Raw genomic sequence first — 22,790 nt, 5'->3', positions numbered from 1 at the left:
ACATAGAGTATAATCATGACTACTTTTACATTGATTTGACAGGTACTTATGAGCATAAAACTTTCCGGCAGAGTTCAATCCGTTAAACCCTCACCGACACTGGCGATCACAGCAAGAGCCGCCGCCATGCGCGCCGCCGGCAAGGACATTATCGGCCTCGGCGCCGGCGAACCGGACTTCGACACACCGGATCATATCAAAGCCGCCGCAATCGAAGCGATGAATAAAGGCTTTACGAAATACACTCCGGTCGGCGGCACGCCAAGCCTGAAACAAGCAATCATCGACAAATTCAAAAAAGACAACGGCCTCGATTACCAAGCCAAGCAAATTCTGGTTTCGTGCGGCGGCAAGCAGAGCTCTTACAACCTGACGCAAGCACTGTTGAACGAAGGCGACGAGGTGGTCATTCCTGCGCCGTACTGGGTCTCTTATCCCGACATGGTGCTGTTAGCCGGCGGCGTACCGGTCGTCATCGAAACGACACAGGCGCAGCACTTTAAAATATCGCCGGATCAACTGCGTGCGGCGATTAACGACAAGACCCGGCTAATTTTCCTCAACAGTCCGTCGAATCCGACCGGCGTCGCCTATTCCCTCGACGAGCTAAAAGCGCTCGGCACTGTACTGAAAGAATTCCCGGACATTATGATCGCGACCGACGATATGTATGAACATATCCTTTGGCAAAAAGGCAACTTCGTGAATATTCTGAACGCTTGCCCGGAACTTTACGACCGCACCCTCGTGATGAACGGCGTCTCTAAAGCCTATTCGATGACCGGATGGCGCATTGGCTATGCGGCAGGGCCTGCCAACCTAATCGAAGCGATGGGCACAATTCAATCGCAAAGCACCTCGAATCCGACCTCGATTTCGCAATATGCCGCCGAAGCCGCACTCACCGGCGATCAAGGCTTCATCGACATGATGATGACCGAATTCAAGAAACGCCATGATTTCGTCGTCTCGGAATTGAACAAAATCGACGGCATCGATTGCCTTGAAACCGACGGCACATTCTACGTATTCCCGAACGTCGAACAAGCAATCGCCAAAATGGACAACATCAAAGATGACTTGGATTTTTCAGAATACCTGATCGAAAATGCCGGTGTCGCGCTGGTGCCTGGCTCTGCCTTCGGCTGCCCCGGCCACGTCAGAATCTCGATCGCGACCAGCATGAAAAACTTGGAAAATGCGTTGGAGAGAATAAAAAAGGCGGTTTGAGAAACGAACCGGTCATTACTGTGAAAGTTCGTAGATTAAGACTCTTTATCTAATTTTTCGATATACAAATCTCCATTCCGGCAATTCCTGTTCCGAAGAGGGTGCGGTTGCTCGATCGACAGGCGTCGGCGGTAGGGATAGCCGCCGTCGAGCCTACACGGACGTATTTACCCAGCACCTAAATTCCATAGCCCATTGGCTATGGTTAACTATCTTGGATAATTTAGGTGCTGGGTTCACGGCGTCCTGTCGGGCGAGTGACCGCATCCTCCGCCCCCCAGAGAGCTTTCATTTCCCGGGGTGGTGGCCAGGCCTTCATGAACGTTACTCTAGGAATCGAAAGCTTTATCTATTATAAAACCCCATTCGACACAGGGCTGCCCGTCAAAGGACACCCTGGTGCCGAATTTGGGCTAGCAAATGGTATAAACAACTTCCTGGAAAAGGATATTCAAACTCTATTTTCTGACAAAGCCAATCAATAACGCCCCATCCTTATCGAGTAGCTTTAGTCGATCGCCATCGATTTCATAACGGACGACCCGAGCCATAACATTCAAAAAATTCGCTTCGAGCTCCATGACGCCATCTTCGGCGCAAAACATTCGAGTCGTCTGCGCAGAATCGATTCTGAGTTCTTCATCTTGCTTTGTATAAGCCGCCGAATATCGATTGCAACCCGCTTTGCCTTGGACAGTGCCATCGGCAAAATATGCATTCGCTAAAACGGTATTTTTATCCGACACGACGCCACCCTTGCCGTTGTTGATGCCGGATGCCTGCCATTGGGTTTGTTCCAGTGCCGGCTGGGTTTTTGTATTGAACACCAATAATGGATTTCCTTCTAGGTCCGAAAGCGTCAGTAATCGAGCGTCTTCATCGTAGCGATAGCCGCCGACTTTAGCGAGCCAATCGAAATAGCGGCGCTCTTGTTCGTTGATAATATCCGAACAAGCCATCATCGTTGAGCCGACTGGGCTGACCATTAGTTTAGACTCTTCTGTGACCTCAAACTTTCCAAAATAACGATTACAACCGCCGCTTCCGGATAATTGACCTTTCGAAAACAAGGCATCGATAACCGTATCATCTATAACGCTTGTCGTTTTGCCGTTAGGCTCGACAAAATGTTCGAGTTGCCAAGCAATATTGTCCCACTTGAATTGTTGCTCGTCGTCGTTTTCCTCTCGGCTAGCATCAGTTGCGCACCCTATCAGCACACTGCATAACGCAAAAATAATCCATCGTTTCATCATACTTTTCTCCCCAGTTTGCTAGGATTTATTGAAGGCTTTACCCATCTGAACCGGTATTTTGCATATAAAACCGCTAGACGAGCAATGAAAATATAAGTATACCTTTTGTGCTTAAAACTTCGGCATGTACGTATAGAGGCTGCGGGATATTGATCTCTATCGGGATAACGGCCGCCCTAGAGGGTCGAGATTTACTGATTTTAATGTCAGATAAAATGACTGTTTTATAGATTTTGAGAAAATAAATGACGCTTTATAGCCTATAATAATCAACAATTTTCAAGGTATTTTGAGCGCCGTAGGGTGCGCATCGCGCACCTTTCCACGGTGCCAAACCGACAAGTGCTCGACCCAGGTGCGCGATGCGCACCCTACACTTAGCGCTTAATAGCCTATGAACACCAACAATTTCAAAAATATTTCAGTTTAAAAAGCTGGAACACAACAATTAGCTAAAATGGCTTTTTTCGACAGCCTACTGCCGCTCCTGCTATTCAAGACTAGAGATTAATTATGAGTAGAATTCTTTTCGTGATCAGTTTAACCGCATTACTGACGGCTTGTGCACAACAAATTAAGCGCGATCCCTTAGATCCCTTAGATCCCTTAGATCCCTTACATTTTGACGGCACACCGGTTACAACCAGTATCATCGAAGGAAGCGGTTGGCGAAGCAAAATAGTCGTTTATCATTGCCATCCCGACACCGAATTGCAGGTCGCTTATTTAAACCTACAATCCGGCGAATCGTTTGCCGCCCTTTATTACCAGGGCTTGCTAAGTTTAATGCAGATTCGGAAAGCGGCTTCCGGCGCGCTGTATATTGCATTGGACGAGCAAAAAAGCCTTCGTTGGCATACGAAAGGCGATTCCGGCATTCTGAAATTTCTTGCCGCCGACCATACCGCGACAGAACAAATTTTGTTAAGCGATTGCAAAGCTGTATAGCCGGATAAAGAACGGTTTTTGAGGTTTAACAAGTGTTAAGAAATCAAAAGTTCAGAGTTGTCGATCTTTACCTCTTCAGCTTTAACTAATAGAGCTAATGTATTACTTAGCCTAATTGGCGAAGGTATTCAGGCTACAACAACTCTGCCCACTTGATTAACGCAGAATGGCCTCTCTTCTAGCCCGCACGAGGTCAGGTTTTAATTTGCATCACGCCTCGTTTATGCAGGCACGTATTTGCAAAATTCAAGACCTGACCCCAGCCCCCTTTTTGCCGTCCGAGTGAGTTTGCCTTGTTAGCTGTCTTTGTAGACTTGGGAACGACGCCCAATTTTGACCACAACGACGACAATTTCGGCATCCTTGACCTCATAAATTATCCGATAAACGCCTTGCCGAGTGCGGTAACGCTCCTGACCGGACAATTTGATACAGCCTTCGCTCCTTGGGTTTACCGCCAAGGCATCTATTCGCTCCAGTATTTTCTTGACATCCTTTTTTGGAATAGCGCGAAGATCTTTGGTAATTGACTTCTTGAACTGAATTTCATAATTTGCCATGTAACTTTAAATCTTCCAGCAATTCCTCATAGCTCAGTGTTGGCTCTGCCGCCCGTTCTTCAAACGCACTCAGATCTTCTTGATCTTCGCGCAGGGCCATACGAACCGCCTCATTGACGAATTCGGAGACAGATTGATGCGTGTTTGCAGCCATAACCCGAAGGGCATGGTGAATCTCTGGCTCGAAGTAAACCGTGGATCTTTTTGATAACTCACTCATAAAAGGCACCTCTTTTTTGCCGATTATAGCACTTTAGCGCTATAGCGCCATAACGCTTCACAACTAACGTTGATCATCACTCGCCAACTAACCCAGAGCGAAGCAGCGCGCATGAGGTCAAGTCTTTTAATTTGGTATCAAGTCTTGTTTATGCAAGCACATATTTGCAAAATTCAAGACCTGACACCATAGCTGTTTCTGGTGGCTGGTTAGGCCTTACAAACTCAGTCCTTTGAATTTTCCAGACAGGGACTTTCACCCTGCAAGAAATGACAAGCTTCGCTTGTCGCACCAGACCTGACCCCATGGCTTTGTAATTTGTGGCTTTTGTGACCCCATGGCTTTTGCATACTTAGTGTACAAATTGTCAGTTTTTTTTACACAACTTTGTTCTCTGCTGCCGGGAATTACTTAGAAAAATCTCATAACAATTTGTATTTAATATGAAAGATAATTATGGCACTAAACTAGCTTATGCTTAAACGCTATTCACATGAAGTTAATGTTTATTCAACACTTAGGAGATAATTTTATGAAAAAAACAGCATACAAAGGCATTTCTGCTAGTTTATTGGCTGCAAGTTTAATATTTCCGCAAATCGAAACGGCTGAAGCTGCCGCCATTCGTAATGCGGATTTGTTTACAACTGAATTGGCGAGGAATGATGACGACTCGGCAGGACCTGTCGCTATCGGTTTCGATATCAATTTTTTTGGACAGAATTTTTCGAGCCTGTTTGTCAACAATAATGGCAATGTCACCTTCGATTCAGCATTGAGTGTATATACACCGTTCAGCTTGCTGTCAACGAGCACGCCCATGTTGGCGCCGTTTTTTGCCGATGTGGATACGCGTAACTTGGCCAGCGATGTCGTGCGGTACGGTCAAGCTACGATAGACGGTCGATCGGTTTTCGGCGTGAATTGGATCGATGTAGGCTTCTATAACGAGCAGGCAGACCCTTTAAACAGCTTTCAATTGATCATGACCGATCGTTCCGATATTGCAGCGGGCGATTTTGATTTTGAATTCAACTATGATCAAATCTTATGGGAAACGGGTGAATTCAGTGGGGGTAATAGTTCCGGATTGGGCGGCAATTCGGCAAGAGCCGGATATTCTAATGGTGTGGATGTTGCCTATGAAATTGCTGGCTCAGCGATTAATGGCGCCCTTCTTGATGGCAATCAAGAAACCGGTCTAATCAACAATCGACTTAACTCAGATATTGACGGTCGTTATGTTTTCCAAGTTCGTAACGGTCAAGTTGTCGACCCAACCCAAGTCCCTGAACCCGAAACGCTTGCGTTAGTGGCATTGGGACTGTTTGGATTTGTCGTCGCTAAACGTCGCAAAATTTTGAATTGATCGTTTATGTGCTGCTGGGCTGATGCAACCGCAGCCCGGCTGTCTTGCTTTCGATTCTTGAATCAGTCACCACCATTCTAGTGTCAACTTTTTTTACAAAAGAATTTACCGTTTTTATAAATTGAACCAAAATGAGTGTCCTTTAGGATGTTTTTCGAGTTAGGCTTTGGCCGTAGTAATAACCCCCTATTTTACAGAGGGCTCAGTAGCTCGATTGGCAATTGTCGGCGGCAGGGAAAACCATCAAGCCTACATGAACGTATTCACCCAGCACCTAAATTCCATAGCCTTTGGTTATGATTAATTGTCTTGGATAATTTAGGTGCTGGGTTCACGGCGTCCTGTCAAGCGAGTTACCGAACCCTCAACAAAGCTCATAGTTCCAGGAAGTTATTTATCACGAAATCCTTAGTGGCTCAGCTTATCTGCTTTGGTAATTACAGGATGACTTCATTCTTACCATTTCGCAATTTTTATTTACATTCCAGGTGCAAGTGCACTGAAAGAGTCAAATGAAAAAATATAATAAATATTATCTGATAATCAGCATCTTTATTGGTCTTTTGGCCCTCAATCGAACAAGCCAAGCAACAATAAATGATGATTTTCAGTCAATACTTTCTCAAGATGAGCTTGAAAACAGTATTCACATGTTTGAGCAGTTACAGCAACCTCAGAATAACCCAAACAAAGTCGAATATGACCAAGTAATCGATCTGCTAAAAAGGCATAGGATTGAAGACGCGCGTGCAAAAATATCTGAATTATTAAAACAAAATCCAAATCAGCCCAACTTCCATAACTTGCAAGCATTACTAGGCATTGTTACCCACGACAAGGCATTGTCTAAGCAAAGTTTTAAAAACTCGATCGAGATAGATAGCAACGGTGTTTTCGCTTTATATGGCTTAGCAAAATTGGCTTTTGAAGAAGGACAATTAAAAGAATCTCAAGATTTCGCGAATCGGGTCTTGAAAGTTAATAACAAAATAATAAACGCTCAATTTTTATTAGCTGATGTTGCTTATGTTCAAAGCAATTATTCGGAGGCAGAGCAAATATTATTAAATACGTTGAAAAGCGCGACTGGCAATGTTCTAGCAGAAGTCGAAGTGGTGAATAATTTGGGCAGATTTTATCAAGCACAAAATCAAACCGATAAAATACTTCAACTCAGCCAAAGCCTATCTCAGCGCTACCCGAAAAATCCTAATGTTTTATCTCTTTTGGCGCAGTCACAAATCTTGAACAATCAGCCTGAAGAAGCTGAAAAAACGTTACGTACATTACTACAACAGAAAATAAACGACGTTAATCATCGAGTTATATTGGCAAAATTAATTAGCGATGATATCAGAAAAGACAAAGAAGTAATTGATCTGCTAAATGAAGCAGTCGCTATTGATCCAAATAATTTTCAGGCTAGAATTTATAAAACAACTTACTTAATGAAGCGCAACCGAAATAAAGAAGCATTGGAATTAGCGAAGAAAATTGATACCGAATTACCAAGTCAAGTAATTGGTAAGCTACTACAAGGCGATATTTATTTTGCAATGAGTCAGTATGATAAAGCTCTAGCGGCTTATCAGCTTGCTTATACGATTCAGCCAACTAATAAGGTTTTATTTTTAATTTCAGATCTATTGAATTTATTGAAAAAACCAAATGAAGCCATATCCTTTCTTAAGCAAGAATTAGATAGAAACCCTGACAATACTGCAATTCATTCTAAACTTGCATTAAATTATGATGATTTAGGCGAAAAAAATTTGGCCGCAAAACATTACCAATTTGTATTATCAACCGAGCCAAATAATGCTTTAGCATTAAATAACTTAGCATGGATTTATTTTAGTCAGAATAATGCTAAGGCGATAATTTTGGCTAGAAAAGCTTATGAGATTGCACCTAATTCAGCCGCAATCGCTGATACTTATGGCTATATATTGCTTAAGACTGGCCATGCTAAAGAAGCCTTAGATATTATTGAAAAAGCATTTTCTTTAGACTCTATGGCATATGATATCCAGTTCCACCTGGCAGAAGCATTATTAGCCACAAATAACAACCCCCCTGCCGTTAAATTGCTGTCGAAAATTGCTAGTCTTAAGCAGAATATTCCTGAAAAAGCAAAAGCTATAGAACTACTCAATACATTAAAAAACGATTCAAACTAGTAACCGGCCTATTGATCGTAAGGACCTTTACTCCGAGCCCCCTTTTTCTGCGGCGTACCGGTCCTTATCACTCACGACGCGACCATCCGAATGCCTCTTTGGTACATTGGCGGCCCGTACTCAGGTACTACACTGCACCTTTCGACCATGCCTAAAGCAAACCATAACGTTCGGAGCGGATTAAATTACCCGCCTACTCTTCCTCTTCTTCGAGCAATTTCAATTTTAGCCAATGAATTCGGCGGCTGTCCGCTCGGACCACTTCGAACCTGAGCTTGCCTTCGATCACTTTTTCGCCTTTTTGCGGCAGGTGTCCGAGCTTGGTCACGATAAAGCCGCCGACCGTATCGTATTCCTCGCTGGATAGATCGCAAAAGAAATATTCGTCGAAGTCCTCCATCGGCGTCAATGCCTTGACCATATATTCGTTTTCGTTGCGCTGCACGATGTAGCCCTCATCGGGCTCCTGGTCGTGTTCGTCCTCGATTTCGCCGACGATTTCTTCGAGTATATCCTCTATCGTCACCAATCCTGCCGCGGTTCCGTACTCGTCGACGACGATGGCTAGGTGATTGCGATTGGTACGAAACTCCTTTAACAACACATTCAAGCGCTTGCTTTCCGGCACGATGCTGACCGGACGCATCAATTCCTCGACTTTGATATCATGATTGGTCTCGGTCAGAGCATAAGGCAGCAAATCTTTTGCCAACAAAACGCCGACCACTTTACTGCGGTCCTCTTCGATCACCGGAAAACGCGAATGACCGTGTTCGAGCACCAACGGAAAAATGGTTTTCAAGTCGGCATCCCGCGGCACTACGACCATTTGTACTTTCGGAATCATGATATCCCGTGCCCGCATTTCCGAAACCTGAAGCACGCCTTCAATCATTGCCAGCGCATCAGGGCCTAGTAAATGTTTTTCCCGAGCTTCCCGTAAAATCTCAAGAAGGTCTTCCTGATCTTGCGGTTCGCCGCTCAAAAGTTGTCCTAGTCTGCCGATCCAACTTTTTTGCGGCGTCTGACTCGGATAGGGTTCGTCGTTCATACCTCGTTTGCCTCGTTATACGGATTATCGATGTTCAATTGTGCCAATATTTCGATTTCTTTCGCTTCCATTAATTCGGCTTCGTTATCTTCGACATGATCGTAGCCCAGCAAATGCAGGACTCCATGCACGATGATATGCGCCCAATGATGCTCTAAGGTCTTGTGTTGCGCCAACGCCTCCTCGGCCAAGACCGGCGCGCATACAACCAAATCGCCAAGCAAGTTGGTTTCTATATAGTCCGGCACGTCGAAAGGAAAACTCAAAATATTGGTCGGGCCCGGTTTAGCTCTATAGTGTTCGTTGAGTTGACTGATTTCGGGTTTATCGACGATACGGATCACCAGCTCGGTATCGTCCGGATAATCCTTTAGCGCGGCATCAACCCAAGTTTGCAATAGACCGCTATCCGGCACATCGTCCGAAGCGATCTCCTGTTGGATTTCAATACTGTTCATCAAGGGTTCGAATGTTTTTTCTCATAGGCCTCATAGGCAAGGACAATTCGCTGTACCAACGGGTGTCTGATGACGTCTTTCGCGCCGAAAAACGTAAAACTGATGCCTTCGACATTGTCCAATACCTTCAACACATGACGCAATCCCGACATTTTTTCGGACGGCAAATCGATTTGCGTGATGTCGCCGGTAATTACGGCGGTCGAACCGAAACCGACCCGCGTTAAAAACATCTTGATTTGCTCGACGGTTGTGTTTTGCGCTTCATCGAGAATAATGAAGGAATCGTTCAAGGTTCTGCCGCGCATGAAGGCTAACGGCGCTACCTCAATGACATCGCGGTCGATCAATTTTTCGACGCGTTCGAAGCCGAGCATTTCGTACAAGGCGTCGTACAGAGGACGTAAGTAGGGATCGACTTTTTGCGCCATATCGCCGGGCAAAAAACCGAGTTTCTCGCCCGCCTCCACGGCTGGACGGACCAATATGATTCGGCGGACTTTTTCGTTTTGCAAGGCTTCAACCGCGCAAGCGACCGCAAGATAAGTCTTCCCGGTTCCTGCAGGTCCTACGCCGAAATTGATGTCGTGAGTCGTGATTTTTTTCAAATAACTTTGTTGATTGGCGCCCCTACCTTTAATAACGCCGCGCCTGGTCTTGACCGTCACCTGATGTTGAGCCGCCGTTTCGGCCTTGACCGCCTCAAGGGCTTCGTCGATGCTGGCATCCTGCATCGATAGATGCACCTGCTCGGGAGTCAATAATTCCAGTTCGGTGCTGTCAAATAGCTTATGCATCACCGCGCAAGCCGCTTTGACTGCCTGCTCTTCACCGCTGATTTTGAAATGATTACCTCGATTAGCGATTTCCACCATCATGCGTTGCTCGATCTGACGCAGATGGCAATCGAATTGGCCGCAAAAATTGGAGAGTCTGCTGTTATCGGCCGGCAACAGCGTAATTTCTTGAGTTGACATCAATTGCTTAAGCCACCGCAGTTATTTTTGCGGTCGAAGATTCGACCATACGCCCGCGAAGAGAGTTAGGCAAAGCCTCGGCTATGTACACGTCGACGAATTGCCCTGCTAATCGAGGATGACCGATGAAATTGACGACGCGATTATTTTCGGTTCGACCTTGCATTTGTAACGGATTCTTTTTCGACGGGCCTTCAACTAAGACCGTTTGCACGGTGTCGACCATGCTCGCCGAAATTTGGGCCGCCATTTCATTGATGCGGTTTTGCAAACGTTGCAAACGCTGCTTTTTGACTTCGACCGGAACATCGTCCGGCAAATCGGCAGCTGGCGTACCTGGCCTTTGACTGTAAATGAAACTGTAGGAAAGATCGAATCCGATCGTCTCGATCAAATCCATCGTATCGTCGAAGTCCCGATCGGTTTCGCCCGGAAAACCGATGATGAAATCGGACGACAGAGAAATATTGGGACGGACTTCACGCAATTTGCGAATAATCTCGAAATACTCGGCGCGCGCGTGGCCTCGCTTCATTTTTTTCAAAATCGCATCGCTACCGCTCTGCACCGGTAAATGCAGATGATCGACTAATTGCGGAATTTCGGCATAGGCTTCAATCAGGCTATCGCTGAATTCAACCGGATTCGACGTCGTAAAACGAATACGGTCGATACCGTCGATCGCAGCGACATGATGTAGTAAAAGCGCGAAATCGGCGATATCGCCGTCCGCCATCAGCCCCCGATAAGCATTGACGTTTTGTCCGAGCAGATTGACTTCACGAACGCCTTGCTTCGCCAAAATCGTGATTTCGGTGATCACATCGTCGAGCGGACGACTGATTTCCTCGCCTCGTGTATAAGGAACGACGCAAAACGTGCAATATTTGCTGCAGCCTTCCATCACCGATACGAAGGCTTTAGGACCTTCGGCACGCGGTTCCGGCAAAGCGTCGAATTTTTCGATTTCGGGAAAGCTGATGTCGATGACACGCTTATGCTTATTGCGAGCTTCGTCAAGCAATTGCGGCAATCGGTGCAAGGTTTGCGGACCGAAGACAATATCGACGAACGGCGCGCGCTTTTGTATCGCCTCGCCTTCTTGACTCGCCACGCAACCTCCGACGCCGATGATGACATCGGGCTTCAACTCCTTGAACGGCCGCCATACGCCCAAAGCCGAAAAGACTTTTTCTTGAGCTTTTTCGCGCACCGAGCAAGTGTTGAGTAATAAAACATCGGCTTCGTCGGGTTTATCGGTCAACTCCAGACCGTGAGATGCTTTAAGTACATCCCGCATTTTGTCGGAATCGTACTCGTTCATCTGACAACCATTGGTCTGAATATATAATTTTTGCGTCATTGTATGTACATCTAAAAAAAACACCCCGTCATTACAACGGAGAAAAGTGGCGGCTATTTAATCACCAAATCGAAAACAAAAAAAGCCCTAATGAAAGTGGATGGTGAGCAGTTAGCAGTTAGCAGTTAGCAGTTAGCAGTTAGCAGTTAGCAGTTAGCAGTTAGCAGTTAGCAGTTAGCAGTTAGCAGTTAGCAGTTAGCAGTTAGCAGTTAGCAGTTAGCAGTTAGCAGTTAGCAGTTAGCAGTTAGCAAAATGATGAGGCATTAAAAGCACTTGTCAAGTCCTAATTTCCGCTCACCGCTCACCGCTCACTGCTCACTGCTTACCCCTTTCACCTTTCACCTTTCACCTTTCACCTTTCACCTTTCATCTTTCATTTTCACCTTCAAAATAGCGCCGAATTTCGGATGATCGAAATAATGCTCTTCATTAAACTTAATTCGCCTCGCTTCGGACATTCTAAAAAATCGCTCGGGATCGGGCTGATACTCAAGATCTAGTGTCACGGTCAAAAAATCGCCTCGTTCGAGCTGAAAAAAACCGTCCAACACATTAGCGGCATCCTGAATTCGAACCGCATCGCCGGCGCTGTCTTCATTGATGACTTGAATCCATGCATAGTGGGCGATCGGTTGATACGTTGAAGAACGCGAAAGCGTAGCGTAGACATGGGATAACGATTTTTGTTCCGTGGCGGCCTGAGCCAATGCCGACACTTCGACGACCTGACTCGGCCATTGAATCTCGCTACGGGTCTGATCGAACAATTCGGTCGTCGCCATGTCCTGTGCGAATACGATTAATTCGACTTGAAAACGATCTTCGGCTGAAGCAAATGAGGTCCGCCAAATCAACAACACAAACCAGACCACACGAAACGCATTTTTTTTATTCTTCATCATGATTTCTTTGCTATCTCAAATACCTTTGTAACCGGACGTAATCGGATAACGCCGATCGCGGCCGAAGGCTCGAGGGGTTATCCTAATACCGGGCGGCGATTGTCGACGCTTGTATTCGTTGCGATCGACCAGCGTAATCGCCCTGACGACATGCTCTGCGGCAAATCCTGCTGCAATAATTTCGTCCGCCGATTGATCGAACTCGACATAGCGCTCCAAGATCGGATCCAGAACTTCATAAGGCGGCAATGAATCCTGATCGACCTGATCCGGCGCCAATTCCGCCGACGGCGGCCGCGTTATCACTCGATCCGGAATGACTTTCGAAATCGAATTTCGGTAACGCGCCAATGCATAGACCAATAGCTTCGGGACATCTTTGATCGGCGCGAATCCGCCGGCCATGTCGCCATAAAGCGTCGCATAACCGACACTCATCTCGCTTTTATTGCCGGTGGTTAGCAACAATTTACCTTGCTTATTCGACAAGGCCATTAGCAAGACGCCGCGACAACGAGCCTGAATATTTTCCTCGGTCGTATCCTTGGCGCTGCCGGCAAATACCGGGGCCAACATCTCGTTAAATGCCGTGACAGCCGGTTCGATTGGAATCATGTGATAGTTCACACCCAACGCATTGGCTTCCGATTCGGCATCTTCGTTGCTCATCGCTTGCGTATAACGCGAAGGCATCAACACCGCTTCGACTTTATCGGCGCCGAGCGCATCGACTGCCAATGCCAGTACCAGCGCCGAATCGATGCCTCCGGATAAACCCAATAAGGCCCCGTTAAAGCCGTTTTTGCTGACATAATCGCGAATCCCCAAGACCAGAGCCTGATATTCGCTCGACACCGGCCGATAAATCGGGGCGCATATCGATTTAATCGGTTGTTTGCCGGCAAATTCGACGACACTGAGCTGCTCCCGGAATTCCTCGGCACGAAACACGACTGAACCTTCGCTATCGACAACAAATGACGCACCATCGAAAACCAATTCGTCTTGTCCGCCGATTAAATTGACATAAACTAAAGGAACGCCGGCAGCTTTAACTTGATCGCAGACGACCTGCTCGCGCTGATGAATCTTACCGGCATGGAAGGGCGACGCATTTAAGGTCAAAACGATATCCGCGCCGGCCTGACGGTTTTTGGCGATCAAGCCCGACTGCCAAACATCCTCGCAAATCGTCAATGCCAGAGTCAAACCTTTCAGGTTGAATAACGCAGTCTCGGAACCGGCAGTGAAATAACGCTGTTCGTCGAATACACCGTAATTCGGCAAAACATTCTTATGATAGCGCGCAATAATTTCTCCCGACCTGCACACTACCGCCGAGTTAAACAACTTGCCGCCGGACTGTTCGGGGTATCCGAAAACCACATCGATGTCTTGCACCTGTTCGACTATCATTGTCGCGGCATGCTGGGCCCGGGCGATAAAATCCGGTCTCAGCAACAAATCCTCCGGCGGGTAACCGGTTACCGAGAGTTCCGGAAAAATAACAATATCGGCTTTTAGCCGGTCGCGGCTGTCTAGTGCCTGGGCGATAATTTTTTCGGTATTGGCTTTGATATCACCAACCCGAAAATTGCTTTGTGCAATGGCTATCCTGAGAGTCGTAGCACTCATAAAAAATAATTTTCCTCTCTAAAATTCCTGTATCACGGCTAGGCATGATCGAAGGCAAAAAGACAACCGAGTGTCCTGGTCACTGTTTCCGCTGTTTCCCAAGCTCCAGCTTGGGAAACAAACCTCGGAAGCTCCAGCTTCCCGAGACCGACACCACCGCCGTTAGGCCCCAATCAAACACCGCTCGCCTAGGCACCGATTGCTACCAGGCCGTCTTATATCAACATTTTTGTAAACCGCCGCTCGCGTGATGAATCGCCTGTTCAATCTGTCTTGATCGCCTAGGAGCTAGAGCTTCCTGAGCAGGTTTCCCAAGCTGGAGCTTGGGAAACAGCATAAAAAGAAGGGGGACTGAATATTTACGTCCTGTCATTATTCGGAATGATTTTACAGGAACCGGAAAAATAGTTCGCGATTGGTATTAAGTAGACTCTGTCGCAACCGGGCGATTTTTATTGCGTATCCATTCGCTCCAAGATCCTGCATAAAGCTTGGAGCCGGCAAAACCCGCGATGTCCATCGCCAATAGATTATGACAAGCAGTCACGCCGGAACCGCACATATGTACGACGTGTTCGGCTGGTGTGACACCGATCAATGCAGACCATTCATCGCGCAACTCTTGCATCGCCTTGAAACGTCCGTCCGCTTGCAGATTGAATTGAAACGGCCGATTAAGCGCGCCGGGCACATGCCCCGCAACCGGATCGATAGGCTCTTGACGCCCCGAAAAACGTTCCGGAGTCCTGGCATCGATCAATTTAATCGATTTTCGTGCCAATCCGTTTTGCACTTGTTGTGCACTGAGCCAATTCGAATCGTTTAGGTAAGGCCTAAACAATGCGGGTTGAATCGAAGGCAATGCCGTCGTGATGGGATAAGCGCCTTTCCTCCACTGTTGAATCCCTCCATCGAGTACTGCGACCCGATCGTGTCCTAAACAACGCAGCAACCACCACAATCGGCCGGCAAAGGCGCCGCCGGCATCATCGTAAACCACGACCTGACTGGCGTTTGATACGCCCCAGGCACCCAGCTTTTTACATAACGAGTTAAAGTCCGGCAATGGATGGCGGCCGATTAAATCCGTGATTCCGGACGATAGATCCCGGTCGAGATGAACGTAGCGGGCGCCTGGAATATGGCCTTGCCGGTAAGCTTTACCGCCGGCTTCGGTATCGGCCAATGAAAACCGACAATCGAAAACGACCCAGCTGGGAGTCCCGATATCCTCGGCTAATTGATCGACGGGAATTAAATTTGTATAAGCCATTGTTGTTTATACCGTAAGAATAATTTTTCCAATATGTTGACTACTTTCCATTAATGCATGCGCCTCCGCCGCTTCGGCTAAAGGTAGCACCGTATCGATAACCGGATGAATGTCGCCCGACTCCAAGAGCGGCCAAACATGCTCGCGCAACTTTCCGGCGATCGCCGACTTAAAGGCATTGTCGCGGGCTCTCAAGGTCGAACCAGTAATCGTCAATCTTTTCAAAAATACTTGCAATAGATTGATTTCGGCTTTCGGTCCGCCTTGAACCGCGATTTGCACCAACCTGGCATCGAATGCCATGCATTTGAGATTGCGCGGGAAATAATCGCCGCCGATCATATCCAGAATCACATCGACGCCTCTACCGGAGGTCAATGCCGATACTTCTTCGACGAAGTCCTGTTCGCGGTAATTGATTGCGGCATCGGCGCCTAATTCAAGGCAAAACGCGCTTTTACGCGCCGACCCTGCAGTCACGAACACACGAACGCCGAAGGCCTTGGCCATCTGTATCGCCGTGACGCCGATACCGCTGCTACCGCCATGCACCAACAAGGTTTCGCCGGGCTTGAGTCCGGCGCGGTCGAATAGATTACTCCAAACCGTAAAAAAAGTCTCCGGCAGTCCGGCCGCCTGAATTACCGTTATCCCTTTCGGAATCGGCAAACATAATTCGGCTGCGGCAGTGCAATACTGCGCATAACCGCCGCCGGTCACCAAGGCGCAGACACGGTCGCCTAATTGCAAATGCCGCACATCACCGCCCAAAACTGCAATGGTTCCGGCCACTTCCAGCCCGGGAATATCTGATGCGCCTGGCGGGGGCGGATATAAACCTTGGCGCTGCATAATATCGGGGCGATTAACGCCGGCCGCCTCGACGCGTATCAGCACTTCATCGGCTAATGGCATCGGCAGTGGCCGGTGCGTCGTGCCTAACTTCCCCGGTGCGACAATTTCTATCGCTTGCATGTCTTGCGGCATTTTCAATAATCCTCAAATTTAGCGCCTAACCATCAGGCCGAAGCCTAAACCGTGCGCGTTTTGAACGAGGTAATGAATTCGTAACAAATCTTGGCGTCCTCGGCGAGTTCTTCGAAACCGATTACCCGCTTGCGCCAAGGACTGAAGTCAAGCTCGTCAGGTAATTGACCGACTTCGCGATAGCCCATACTCCATTCAGGAAAAAGACGTCTCCGCTCTGGCCCCTGAATAACCACCTGCATATCCTTGTGCCTCGGATCCAGTTTAATCTTTTCGGTCAAAGCCATCACCTTTTCAGGCGAGCCCTCTATGAGCTGCATGAACCAACCATCCCGATGCAGCAAGCAACCGGTAATACCGTTTATTTTGTTACATTGACGGGTCTGCTCCAATAAAGCTTCGATTTCATTTTCCGGCATCGGTCGAACAGCGTGGCTGACATACAGCACAAAAAATAACGGCGACGGCGCATCGGGTGTTTCGGTTTCGATTTCGCGCTCGACGGTCTCGACATAGGTATTCCAATCCAGCGGCCGATAAAAATAATAGCCTTGAATATAATCGCAACCGAGTGCGCGCAGCTCTCTCAACTGCAATTCATTCTCAACGCCCTCGGCAACCATTTTCAGACCCAAACCGCGCCCCAAACCGATGATAGCCTGTGTCACTAAACGGTTTTCTTGATGATTCTCCAAGCCGTCGATGAAGGCTCTATCGATTTTAAGTACGCTAACCGGTAGCCTAATTAATTGCGCCAACGAGGAATAACCGGTTCCGAAATCGTCGACCGCCACTCGCAAGCCCTGATCGGCAAGACGACGTAACATGCGTAGATTCGTTTCGACATCGGCCATCAAAGACGTTTCGGTGATTTCGAGCAATATCCTCGAAGGATCGGCCCCGGTTTCACGAATGATGTCGGCAAATTGATCGGAAAGCGATTCCTCATCCAACTGCCTTGCCGAAACATTAACCGAAATATAAGCGGGCGCATTATCGCCCCATAGTCGACGCCATTCGGCTTCAGCCCGGCAAGCCTCCCGAAACACCCAGTTGCCGATCGCGAGGATCGAGCCGTTCATCTCGGCAATCGGTATAAAAATAGCCGGAGAAACTTCACCGGTCGATGGAAACCAGCGCAGCAGTAATTCAGCCGCTATGATGCGCCCGGTTGCGGTGCAGACAATCGGTTGAAATCGGGGGGAAAATTCATCGCGCTCGATCGCCATCCGCAAACCTTGCGTAATCGACAACCTCAAGCGCACTTTTTCCTGTAAGCTGTCGTTAAAAAAATACCAGCTATCCTTACCCAGCATTTTAACTTCAGACATCGCCGTATCAGCGGAACGCAACAAGTCATCGGCCGAATGCGTGCTGCCTTGTCCTACCGCGATACCGACACTGGCCGTTACCGATAACTGATTGCCATTGAGGTCTATTGGCTGCCTCAAGGCTTCATTGATCCGTTCGGCGAGCGTTGAAATCATTGTCGGGTTCTCTAATTGCTCGCAAAGCACGACAAATTCATCGGCAGACAAATGCGCCACACTATCGCCGGGCCGTACAATCTCCATTAGACGTCTTGCCGTCGTTTGCAACACCTGATCGCCAATCTTATGATCATGTATATTATTGATTAGACTGAAATTATCGAGATCAACAAATAACAACGCAACATTGGTGCCTTGCCTACGCGATCGTTGTAAAGCATCCGTCAGCCTTTCGCGAAGCAGTCTTCGGTTCGGCAATTCGGTTAAGGCGTCGTGCGTTGCAGACCATAAAATTTCGTCTTCAACTCGTTTGTTTTCGGTAATATCGCGCATCGTGACTACTAACAGCCAATGCCCGTCCTGACGAAATTTAGCGATCGAGGCTTCCAAAGGAAAAAAAGTGCCGTCTTTACGATAGCCTGTTACCGGACTACGCCCGCTCATGCGCCTCTCGGTTTCTTCGCCCTCGACGAATAAGCGAAACATCTCGACATGCCGTTCGCGCAAATGCGGCGGCAACAACAGATGAACCGAAAGCCCAATTAATTCTTTGCTGGAATACCCGAAGATCTGGCAAGCGTTCGTGTTGGCTTCGACGATAATACCGAATTCGTCGGTCGCCAAAATCGCCATATCGGCGATCGACAAGATATCCCAAGCGGTACTCAGTTTTTGCATTAATTGCTTGGCATCGTCGGTAATTAATTGCGAGACCGAATCGGCCTTACCCGCTTCGGCCGATTGTCTTGCTTGCATTCGATAACGATCGGGAATTACTGGAGGTATGAGGCCGAAACTTTCGATAATTCTAAACGAACCCTCAGCGGTACACCGTGATAGATAGGTATTGACATAGGCATGATGGGTATTCGCATCCATTTGCACGAGTCCTTGCGGGCCTTTGATAGACACGCTTTCCAGTGCCGCAACCAAGGCTTCGGGATACACTGATCCGGCAACCTCTGCAGCTTTGGCGAAGGCCTGCACGCATAAATAGGTCGCCTCGCCGAAATTAGTCAACATACCGTTACCGTAAGGCCAAAGACCGTCGATGCCAGGCAGTTGCTCAAGCCTCGCCAAATAATTACGGTTTTCCGGCGTATCCACGCTCATGAAATAGGAGTTCGAAGAATAAAAGCCATCGCGCACCGAGGCCGACAACCTTGAAGCCATGATCTCGTCGAAATGCCCCATAACGACCGTCATACGGTTTTTTAAACCCAATTCCGAAAAGCGGTTTAATAACTTGACTTGATCGATGCCGGCAAAAAATGGTGCAAAAACATCAGCTCCCGAGTGAGCAACTTGTTTTAACAAATCGTCGATTTCACGGTATGAAACACCGATCGACAAATATTCCTCTCCGACCACCGCTCCGCCCAGCTCCGTCAAAGCGAGTTTCGCGGCATCGATAGAACCCCTTGGCCATTCGTAATTATTGCCCGCGAAAAACATTTTCTGACCGTAATATTTGGCCATACAAGCGATCATTTTATCGATTTGCTGATTAGGCAAAGCCGCAAAATGAAAAAAATACCTACCGGATATACTGCCTTCGTAAAACGAGAAGTTGAGATAAGGTATTCTTCTCGGTTCGGCGACTTGAGTCGCGACCAGAATCCTGGAGTTCGACAGAAGGTTACCGATGATCGCCGAACAACGATGCTCGTCGACAAGCTTGATAGCTGCTTGCACCGCTGTTTCCGGCAAACTGCCATCATCCTCGACGATCAATTGCAAAGGCTGCCCAAGCACTCCGCCCCGCTCGTTGATTTCGCCGCAAGCAATCGTTGCGGCACGAACGATTTCGTCACCGTAGATCCCGACTAATCCTGTCAACGGGGGCATGAGCCCTAGTCGTATCGGTTCATTACAATCGTTATTACTCACTGTGTTGCTCTAAAATTTAGTAACCATTCGGCACATATCTGCTGACTTAAACATAATTAATTTCCTGATTAGCAAGATGCTTCAGCTTGCCGAAGCCAACTGTCCGAGCAGTGACCAGTCGTAGCCACTTCTGCGGGACGGGGTTGCAAACCCCGTCCTGCTAGGGATATGCCGGTTTTTGGGCTTTAGCTGAAGAAACTTGCTAATCAGGATTAATTTTATAGGGAATGATACAGCTAATACCTAAGTTTAATTCGAAATGCATTTACAAGTCGGATCATTAAATGCCGAACATCCCACACAACGAAAAAGGTTAACAAAAATATGCTGAATCCATCAATGCTGTCAAATAGCAGCGACTACTCACGTCCATGGAACGAATCGATTAACCCCGATAACGGCAGATATCGATAATTGACTTTATATCATTTAACTGTTAATAAGTTCCGCTGGCCGAAAAAACCACTTAATTAATAAAAATAGGCCATCCATTCCAAGAGGGGAAAACAATGTCATTGAATCCGAATAACGAGCATAGCGAATTGCTCGGCCAGTTAGCACACCTTGAACAGCAAGTTTCAATTTTAACACAAGCTCTACAAACGAAATCCGAAACAGTGGAATCGCTGGAAAAATCCTTATCGGAAAGCCAAAGCCGCTTAGCCGAATTGGAAGCGGCTCTTAATATCGCTCAGCATTCCTTGCTCAGTTTAATATGGATGAAAATCGCCGAATACCGTCGCCTTTTACAAGGCGGCACGCTTGGCGCATCGACGGTAGCGAAACTCGCACAAATCAAAGACCTGATCGAAGTTGCCCGTTCATTGCCCGTAACCGCAAAAGACTATTTTGCGATGAATATACTGGAAACCGGCACACGAAAGTTGAACGACGCCAAAGTCGATGTGTTGAATTATTATCAAAACATTTTAAACACACTGGCAAGCCGCCATCGCGATATGCTTGGCCAATTTAACGGCAATTATCGCCACTTGACCGACGAAATTCTTCATATGCTCGACCAAAAAGTATTGTGGCCGATTAAAAACGCTCGCGACGACTTCAAAGAGGTGTGGCAAGCAGCCCCTGGAGAAATCAAGTTTTTTTGGCGAGGAAAAATTGTCAGCCCAATCCAACAAAGAACCGGTTCCACTTTTATCGAAATTCACAAATTACAGATGGAGGCTCAAGTTTTGCTCTCTCGGTTCGCACGCTACCTAAAACAATTATTCAACGACATGCAAACCTTGATTACCGACAAAATCAATGGCGTTAAAGAAAAAAGTACCGAAGGGAGTATCGGTCGGGACATGACCGGAAGCTATGCCTAATCATTGATTATTCTGGTTCCCACGGTCCTCCGTGGGAACCCGTATCTTGGTTGCCGAAGGAAGATCGGTATGCATTCCCACGCAGGAACGTGGGAACGCGGAAAGTACTGTGGGAGCGACGCCTTCGTCGCGACTATCGAAGCCACTAAAGTTCGATATACACAGAGTGATCAAACAGCACCTTTAGTTATGCATTATTCGGGTTCCCACGGTCCTCCGTGGGAACCCGTACCTTGGTTGCCGAAGAAAAATCGGCATGCATTACCACGCAGGAGCATGGGAACGAGAAAAGAACGGGCATGAATCATGCCCGTTCCATTATTGAGTCAATTAACTCTGCATGGCACCATTGTTTTTGAGGCTTAGCTTCAACAAGGTCCCTATATCAAACCGGAAGCGTTTTTTGATGGCATTGCCGGCATAAGCATTCCGAACGACTTCGCGTTCCGCCTCCAACCAATCAAGCATTTCATTACCCGGCTCAAAACCGCGCTTTTCGGCTCTGAAATAAGCCGCCTCGGCAATCATCGGCATGGCCTCGGGAATATCACCGACAGGATTCGCCTTGGGCTCCGACGTCACACCAAACTTTAATAATTTGAAAAAAGTCAGCGGCGGTTGGCTATTAAGTCCAATTTGTTTGGGCTCCAACTCGATCAAGGTTCCGAACAGACGGTCCCAAATCGAAAACACCGCGCCGTAATTCCTGTCATGCTCGGCTCGAACCGTCGAGTGATGAACCCGATGCAGATAGGGAGTAATGAATAAATACCCTAGGTCTTTTTCTCGAGAAAATGCAATATTTGCGTGATGAAACATAACAAACAGCATCATCAATAATTCATAAGCCAATACGCTGGCCTTATCGAAACCGAAAATGACGATACTGAGCGCTTTAATCAATGTAGCAGCCAATATCTCCAAAATATGCACACGATATGCAGTCGAGGCATTCAGATATGGCTCACTGTGGTGGACTTTATGAAATAGCCATAAAACATCGAAGTCATGACAAGCCTTGTGCCAAAGGTAAAACACTAAATCCAGCACAATTAACGACAACGCAGCCTTGATCAATGAATCCGACATCCCGCTCAAAATACCCGCACCGGAAAAATGCTCTGCCACGACCAGCAACGATGAAACCGACAATAACGACAATACCAAACTGTTGAATAATAATAAGGTAATATTAACCCGATAAGAGTTTTTTAAATTACTTTTCGGCAATTTCTTTCGAGGACGATGCGCTTCGATGGCGGACAAAATGATAAAAAACATCAATAATGTAAACCCGGCCAAATCGAATGAAGTGATCATCGGCCAACTAGCTATCGCTTCAAAAAGATTCATGGAAGCATTCATTGTTTGAGTCATGGACTTATCCTCACAGAAGTAACAAAAAATCGGCTAAAAACAGTAATTCCTAGTTCGAACATGTTTCTTAACGTTATTTGGCTTCCCACTTAAGGCGGGACAAAAGTACTAAGGATTAACCTTAAACTGTCCCGTGTTAAGTGAGTAGCCCGTTATTTATCACGAAATTCATAGTCACTTTGTTCGATGCAAAGCACTTGCCAAAATCCATATATTTTGGTAAACGCTCAACCCATCCATTAACGACAATCTATTTAATCTTTAGATTTCATCATATTAAAAACGTTTCCCGG

General features: G+C 47.1%; 18 protein-coding genes. 5 read left to right on the top strand and 13 right to left on the bottom strand.

Annotated features, from left to right (window positions below; all coding sequences use genetic code 11):
• Positions 1-48: 48 nt before the first annotated feature.
• Entirely contained in the window at positions 49-1,230 is a 1,182-nt protein-coding gene (locus MEALZ_RS04285; RefSeq protein ID WP_014147383.1) for a pyridoxal phosphate-dependent aminotransferase, read from the top strand.
• A gap of 458 nt (positions 1,231-1,688) precedes the next feature.
• Here MEALZ_RS04285 and MEALZ_RS04280 read toward each other — a convergent pair whose 3' ends face one another.
• Positions 1,689-2,486 carry an META domain-containing protein gene (locus MEALZ_RS04280; protein ID WP_014147382.1) on the bottom strand — a complete coding sequence of 266 codons (798 nt, stop codon included), beginning with the start codon at positions 2,484-2,486 and terminating at the stop codon, positions 1,689-1,691.
• Between the two features lie 513 nt (positions 2,487-2,999).
• Between MEALZ_RS04280 and MEALZ_RS04275 the strand changes: the two genes are divergently transcribed.
• Complete coding sequence (locus MEALZ_RS04275) at positions 3,000-3,434, top strand: MliC family protein (protein ID WP_014147381.1); 435 nt, start codon at positions 3,000-3,002, stop codon at positions 3,432-3,434.
• Between the two features lie 296 nt (positions 3,435-3,730).
• Here MEALZ_RS04275 and MEALZ_RS04270 read toward each other — a convergent pair whose 3' ends face one another.
• Both MEALZ_RS04270 and MEALZ_RS04265 read right to left on the bottom strand, forming a co-directional pair.
• Positions 3,731-3,994: a type II toxin-antitoxin system RelE family toxin gene (locus tag MEALZ_RS04270; RefSeq protein ID WP_014147380.1), complete on the bottom strand. Its 264-nt coding sequence runs from the start codon at positions 3,992-3,994 to the stop codon at positions 3,731-3,733.
• Positions 3,981-4,214, bottom strand: coding sequence for a hypothetical protein (locus MEALZ_RS04265; protein WP_014147379.1), 234 nt, complete (start codon positions 4,212-4,214; stop codon positions 3,981-3,983). The genes MEALZ_RS04270 and MEALZ_RS04265 overlap by 14 nt, the downstream gene beginning before the upstream one ends.
• Before the next feature lie 532 nt (positions 4,215-4,746).
• Between MEALZ_RS04265 and MEALZ_RS04260 the strand changes: the two genes are divergently transcribed.
• Positions 4,747-5,583 (top strand): nidogen-like domain-containing protein, encoded by an 837-nt coding sequence (locus MEALZ_RS04260; protein ID WP_014147378.1) that lies wholly within the window; start codon positions 4,747-4,749, stop codon positions 5,581-5,583.
• 512 nt (positions 5,584-6,095) lie between these two features.
• A complete protein-coding gene (locus MEALZ_RS04255) occupies positions 6,096-7,763 on the top strand; it encodes a tetratricopeptide repeat protein (protein ID WP_014147377.1) in 1,668 nt (555 codons plus the stop codon).
• 193 nt (positions 7,764-7,956) lie between these two features.
• On the opposite strand, the gene MEALZ_RS04250 is transcribed toward MEALZ_RS04255, so the two are convergent.
• The 9 genes from MEALZ_RS04250 to MEALZ_RS04210 all read right to left on the bottom strand — a co-directional run bounded on the left by MEALZ_RS04250 (position 7,957) and on the right by MEALZ_RS04210 (position 19,789).
• Positions 7,957-8,814 carry an HlyC/CorC family transporter gene (locus MEALZ_RS04250; protein ID WP_014147376.1) on the bottom strand — a complete coding sequence of 286 codons (858 nt, stop codon included), beginning with the start codon at positions 8,812-8,814 and terminating at the stop codon, positions 7,957-7,959.
• Positions 8,811-9,272: an rRNA maturation RNase YbeY gene (gene ybeY, locus MEALZ_RS04245; RefSeq protein ID WP_046060977.1), complete on the bottom strand. Its 462-nt coding sequence runs from the start codon at positions 9,270-9,272 to the stop codon at positions 8,811-8,813. Before ybeY ends, MEALZ_RS04250 begins: the two co-directional genes overlap by 4 nt.
• On the bottom strand, positions 9,272-10,249 hold the full coding sequence (locus MEALZ_RS04240; RefSeq protein WP_014147374.1) for a PhoH family protein: 978 nt from the start codon (positions 10,247-10,249) through the stop codon (positions 9,272-9,274). The genes ybeY and MEALZ_RS04240 overlap by 1 nt, the downstream gene beginning before the upstream one ends.
• Before the next feature lie 7 nt (positions 10,250-10,256).
• Positions 10,257-11,612 (bottom strand): tRNA (N6-isopentenyl adenosine(37)-C2)-methylthiotransferase MiaB, encoded by a 1,356-nt coding sequence (miaB, locus tag MEALZ_RS04235; protein ID WP_014147373.1) that lies wholly within the window; start codon positions 11,610-11,612, stop codon positions 10,257-10,259.
• Positions 11,613-11,971: 359 nt separating this feature from the next.
• Positions 11,972-12,514: a CsiV family protein gene (locus MEALZ_RS04230; RefSeq protein WP_014147372.1), complete on the bottom strand. Its 543-nt coding sequence runs from the start codon at positions 12,512-12,514 to the stop codon at positions 11,972-11,974.
• Between the two features lie 15 nt (positions 12,515-12,529).
• Positions 12,530-14,149: an NAD+ synthase gene (locus tag MEALZ_RS04225; RefSeq protein ID WP_014147371.1), complete on the bottom strand. Its 1,620-nt coding sequence runs from the start codon at positions 14,147-14,149 to the stop codon at positions 12,530-12,532.
• Positions 14,150-14,570: 421 nt separating this feature from the next.
• Positions 14,571-15,422, bottom strand: a complete 852-nt coding sequence (locus MEALZ_RS04220; protein ID WP_014147370.1) for a sulfurtransferase — start codon at positions 15,420-15,422, stop codon at positions 14,571-14,573.
• 6 nt (positions 15,423-15,428) lie between these two features.
• Positions 15,429-16,409 carry an NAD(P)H-quinone oxidoreductase gene (locus tag MEALZ_RS04215; RefSeq protein WP_014147369.1) on the bottom strand — a complete coding sequence of 327 codons (981 nt, stop codon included), beginning with the start codon at positions 16,407-16,409 and terminating at the stop codon, positions 15,429-15,431.
• A 44-nt stretch (positions 16,410-16,453) separates the two neighbouring features.
• Positions 16,454-19,789: an EAL domain-containing protein gene (locus tag MEALZ_RS04210; protein ID WP_014147368.1), complete on the bottom strand. Its 3,336-nt coding sequence runs from the start codon at positions 19,787-19,789 to the stop codon at positions 16,454-16,456.
• A 509-nt stretch (positions 19,790-20,298) separates the two neighbouring features.
• Between MEALZ_RS04210 and MEALZ_RS04205 the strand changes: the two genes are divergently transcribed.
• Entirely contained in the window at positions 20,299-21,120 is an 822-nt protein-coding gene (locus MEALZ_RS04205) for a hypothetical protein (protein WP_014147367.1), read from the top strand.
• A gap of 330 nt (positions 21,121-21,450) precedes the next feature.
• Here the strand turns inward: MEALZ_RS04205 and MEALZ_RS04200 are convergent, their stop codons facing one another.
• Positions 21,451-22,497: a sterol desaturase family protein gene (locus MEALZ_RS04200; RefSeq protein ID WP_014147366.1), complete on the bottom strand. Its 1,047-nt coding sequence runs from the start codon at positions 22,495-22,497 to the stop codon at positions 21,451-21,453.
• Positions 22,498-22,790 lie beyond the last annotated feature (293 nt).

This window comes from Methylotuvimicrobium alcaliphilum 20Z (genome assembly GCF_000968535.2).
In the GTDB taxonomy this organism is placed as follows: domain Bacteria; phylum Pseudomonadota; class Gammaproteobacteria; order Methylococcales; family Methylomonadaceae; genus Methylotuvimicrobium; species Methylotuvimicrobium alcaliphilum.
The sequence above is the reverse complement of the archived record's forward strand: the minus strand, read 5'-3'. Positions and strand labels throughout refer to the sequence as shown.

Bases quoted from the DNA above. Each gene is read 5' to 3' on its own strand.
- MEALZ_RS04285 (WP_014147383.1), top strand. From the start codon at position 49: ATGAGCATAAAACTTTCCGGCAGAGTTCAATCCGTTAAACCCTCACCG.
- MEALZ_RS04280 (WP_014147382.1), bottom strand. From the start codon at position 2,486: ATGATGAAACGATGGATTATTTTTGCGTTATGCAGTGTGCTGATAGGG.
- MEALZ_RS04275 (WP_014147381.1), top strand. From the start codon at position 3,000: ATGAGTAGAATTCTTTTCGTGATCAGTTTAACCGCATTACTGACGGCT.
- MEALZ_RS04270 (WP_014147380.1), bottom strand. From the start codon at position 3,994: ATGGCAAATTATGAAATTCAGTTCAAGAAGTCAATTACCAAAGATCTT.
- MEALZ_RS04265 (WP_014147379.1), bottom strand. From the start codon at position 4,214: ATGAGTGAGTTATCAAAAAGATCCACGGTTTACTTCGAGCCAGAGATT.
- MEALZ_RS04260 (WP_014147378.1), top strand. From the start codon at position 4,747: ATGAAAAAAACAGCATACAAAGGCATTTCTGCTAGTTTATTGGCTGCA.
- MEALZ_RS04255 (WP_014147377.1), top strand. From the start codon at position 6,096: ATGAAAAAATATAATAAATATTATCTGATAATCAGCATCTTTATTGGT.
- MEALZ_RS04250 (WP_014147376.1), bottom strand. From the start codon at position 8,814: ATGAACGACGAACCCTATCCGAGTCAGACGCCGCAAAAAAGTTGGATC.
- ybeY (WP_046060977.1), bottom strand. From the start codon at position 9,272: ATGAACAGTATTGAAATCCAACAGGAGATCGCTTCGGACGATGTGCCG.
- MEALZ_RS04240 (WP_014147374.1), bottom strand. From the start codon at position 10,249: ATGTCAACTCAAGAAATTACGCTGTTGCCGGCCGATAACAGCAGACTC.
- miaB (WP_014147373.1), bottom strand. From the start codon at position 11,612: ATGACGCAAAAATTATATATTCAGACCAATGGTTGTCAGATGAACGAG.
- MEALZ_RS04230 (WP_014147372.1), bottom strand. From the start codon at position 12,514: ATGATGAAGAATAAAAAAAATGCGTTTCGTGTGGTCTGGTTTGTGTTG.
- MEALZ_RS04225 (WP_014147371.1), bottom strand. From the start codon at position 14,149: ATGAGTGCTACGACTCTCAGGATAGCCATTGCACAAAGCAATTTTCGG.
- MEALZ_RS04220 (WP_014147370.1), bottom strand. From the start codon at position 15,422: ATGGCTTATACAAATTTAATTCCCGTCGATCAATTAGCCGAGGATATC.
- MEALZ_RS04215 (WP_014147369.1), bottom strand. From the start codon at position 16,409: ATGCCGCAAGACATGCAAGCGATAGAAATTGTCGCACCGGGGAAGTTA.
- MEALZ_RS04205 (WP_014147367.1), top strand. From the start codon at position 20,299: ATGTCATTGAATCCGAATAACGAGCATAGCGAATTGCTCGGCCAGTTA.
- MEALZ_RS04200 (WP_014147366.1), bottom strand. From the start codon at position 22,497: ATGACTCAAACAATGAATGCTTCCATGAATCTTTTTGAAGCGATAGCT.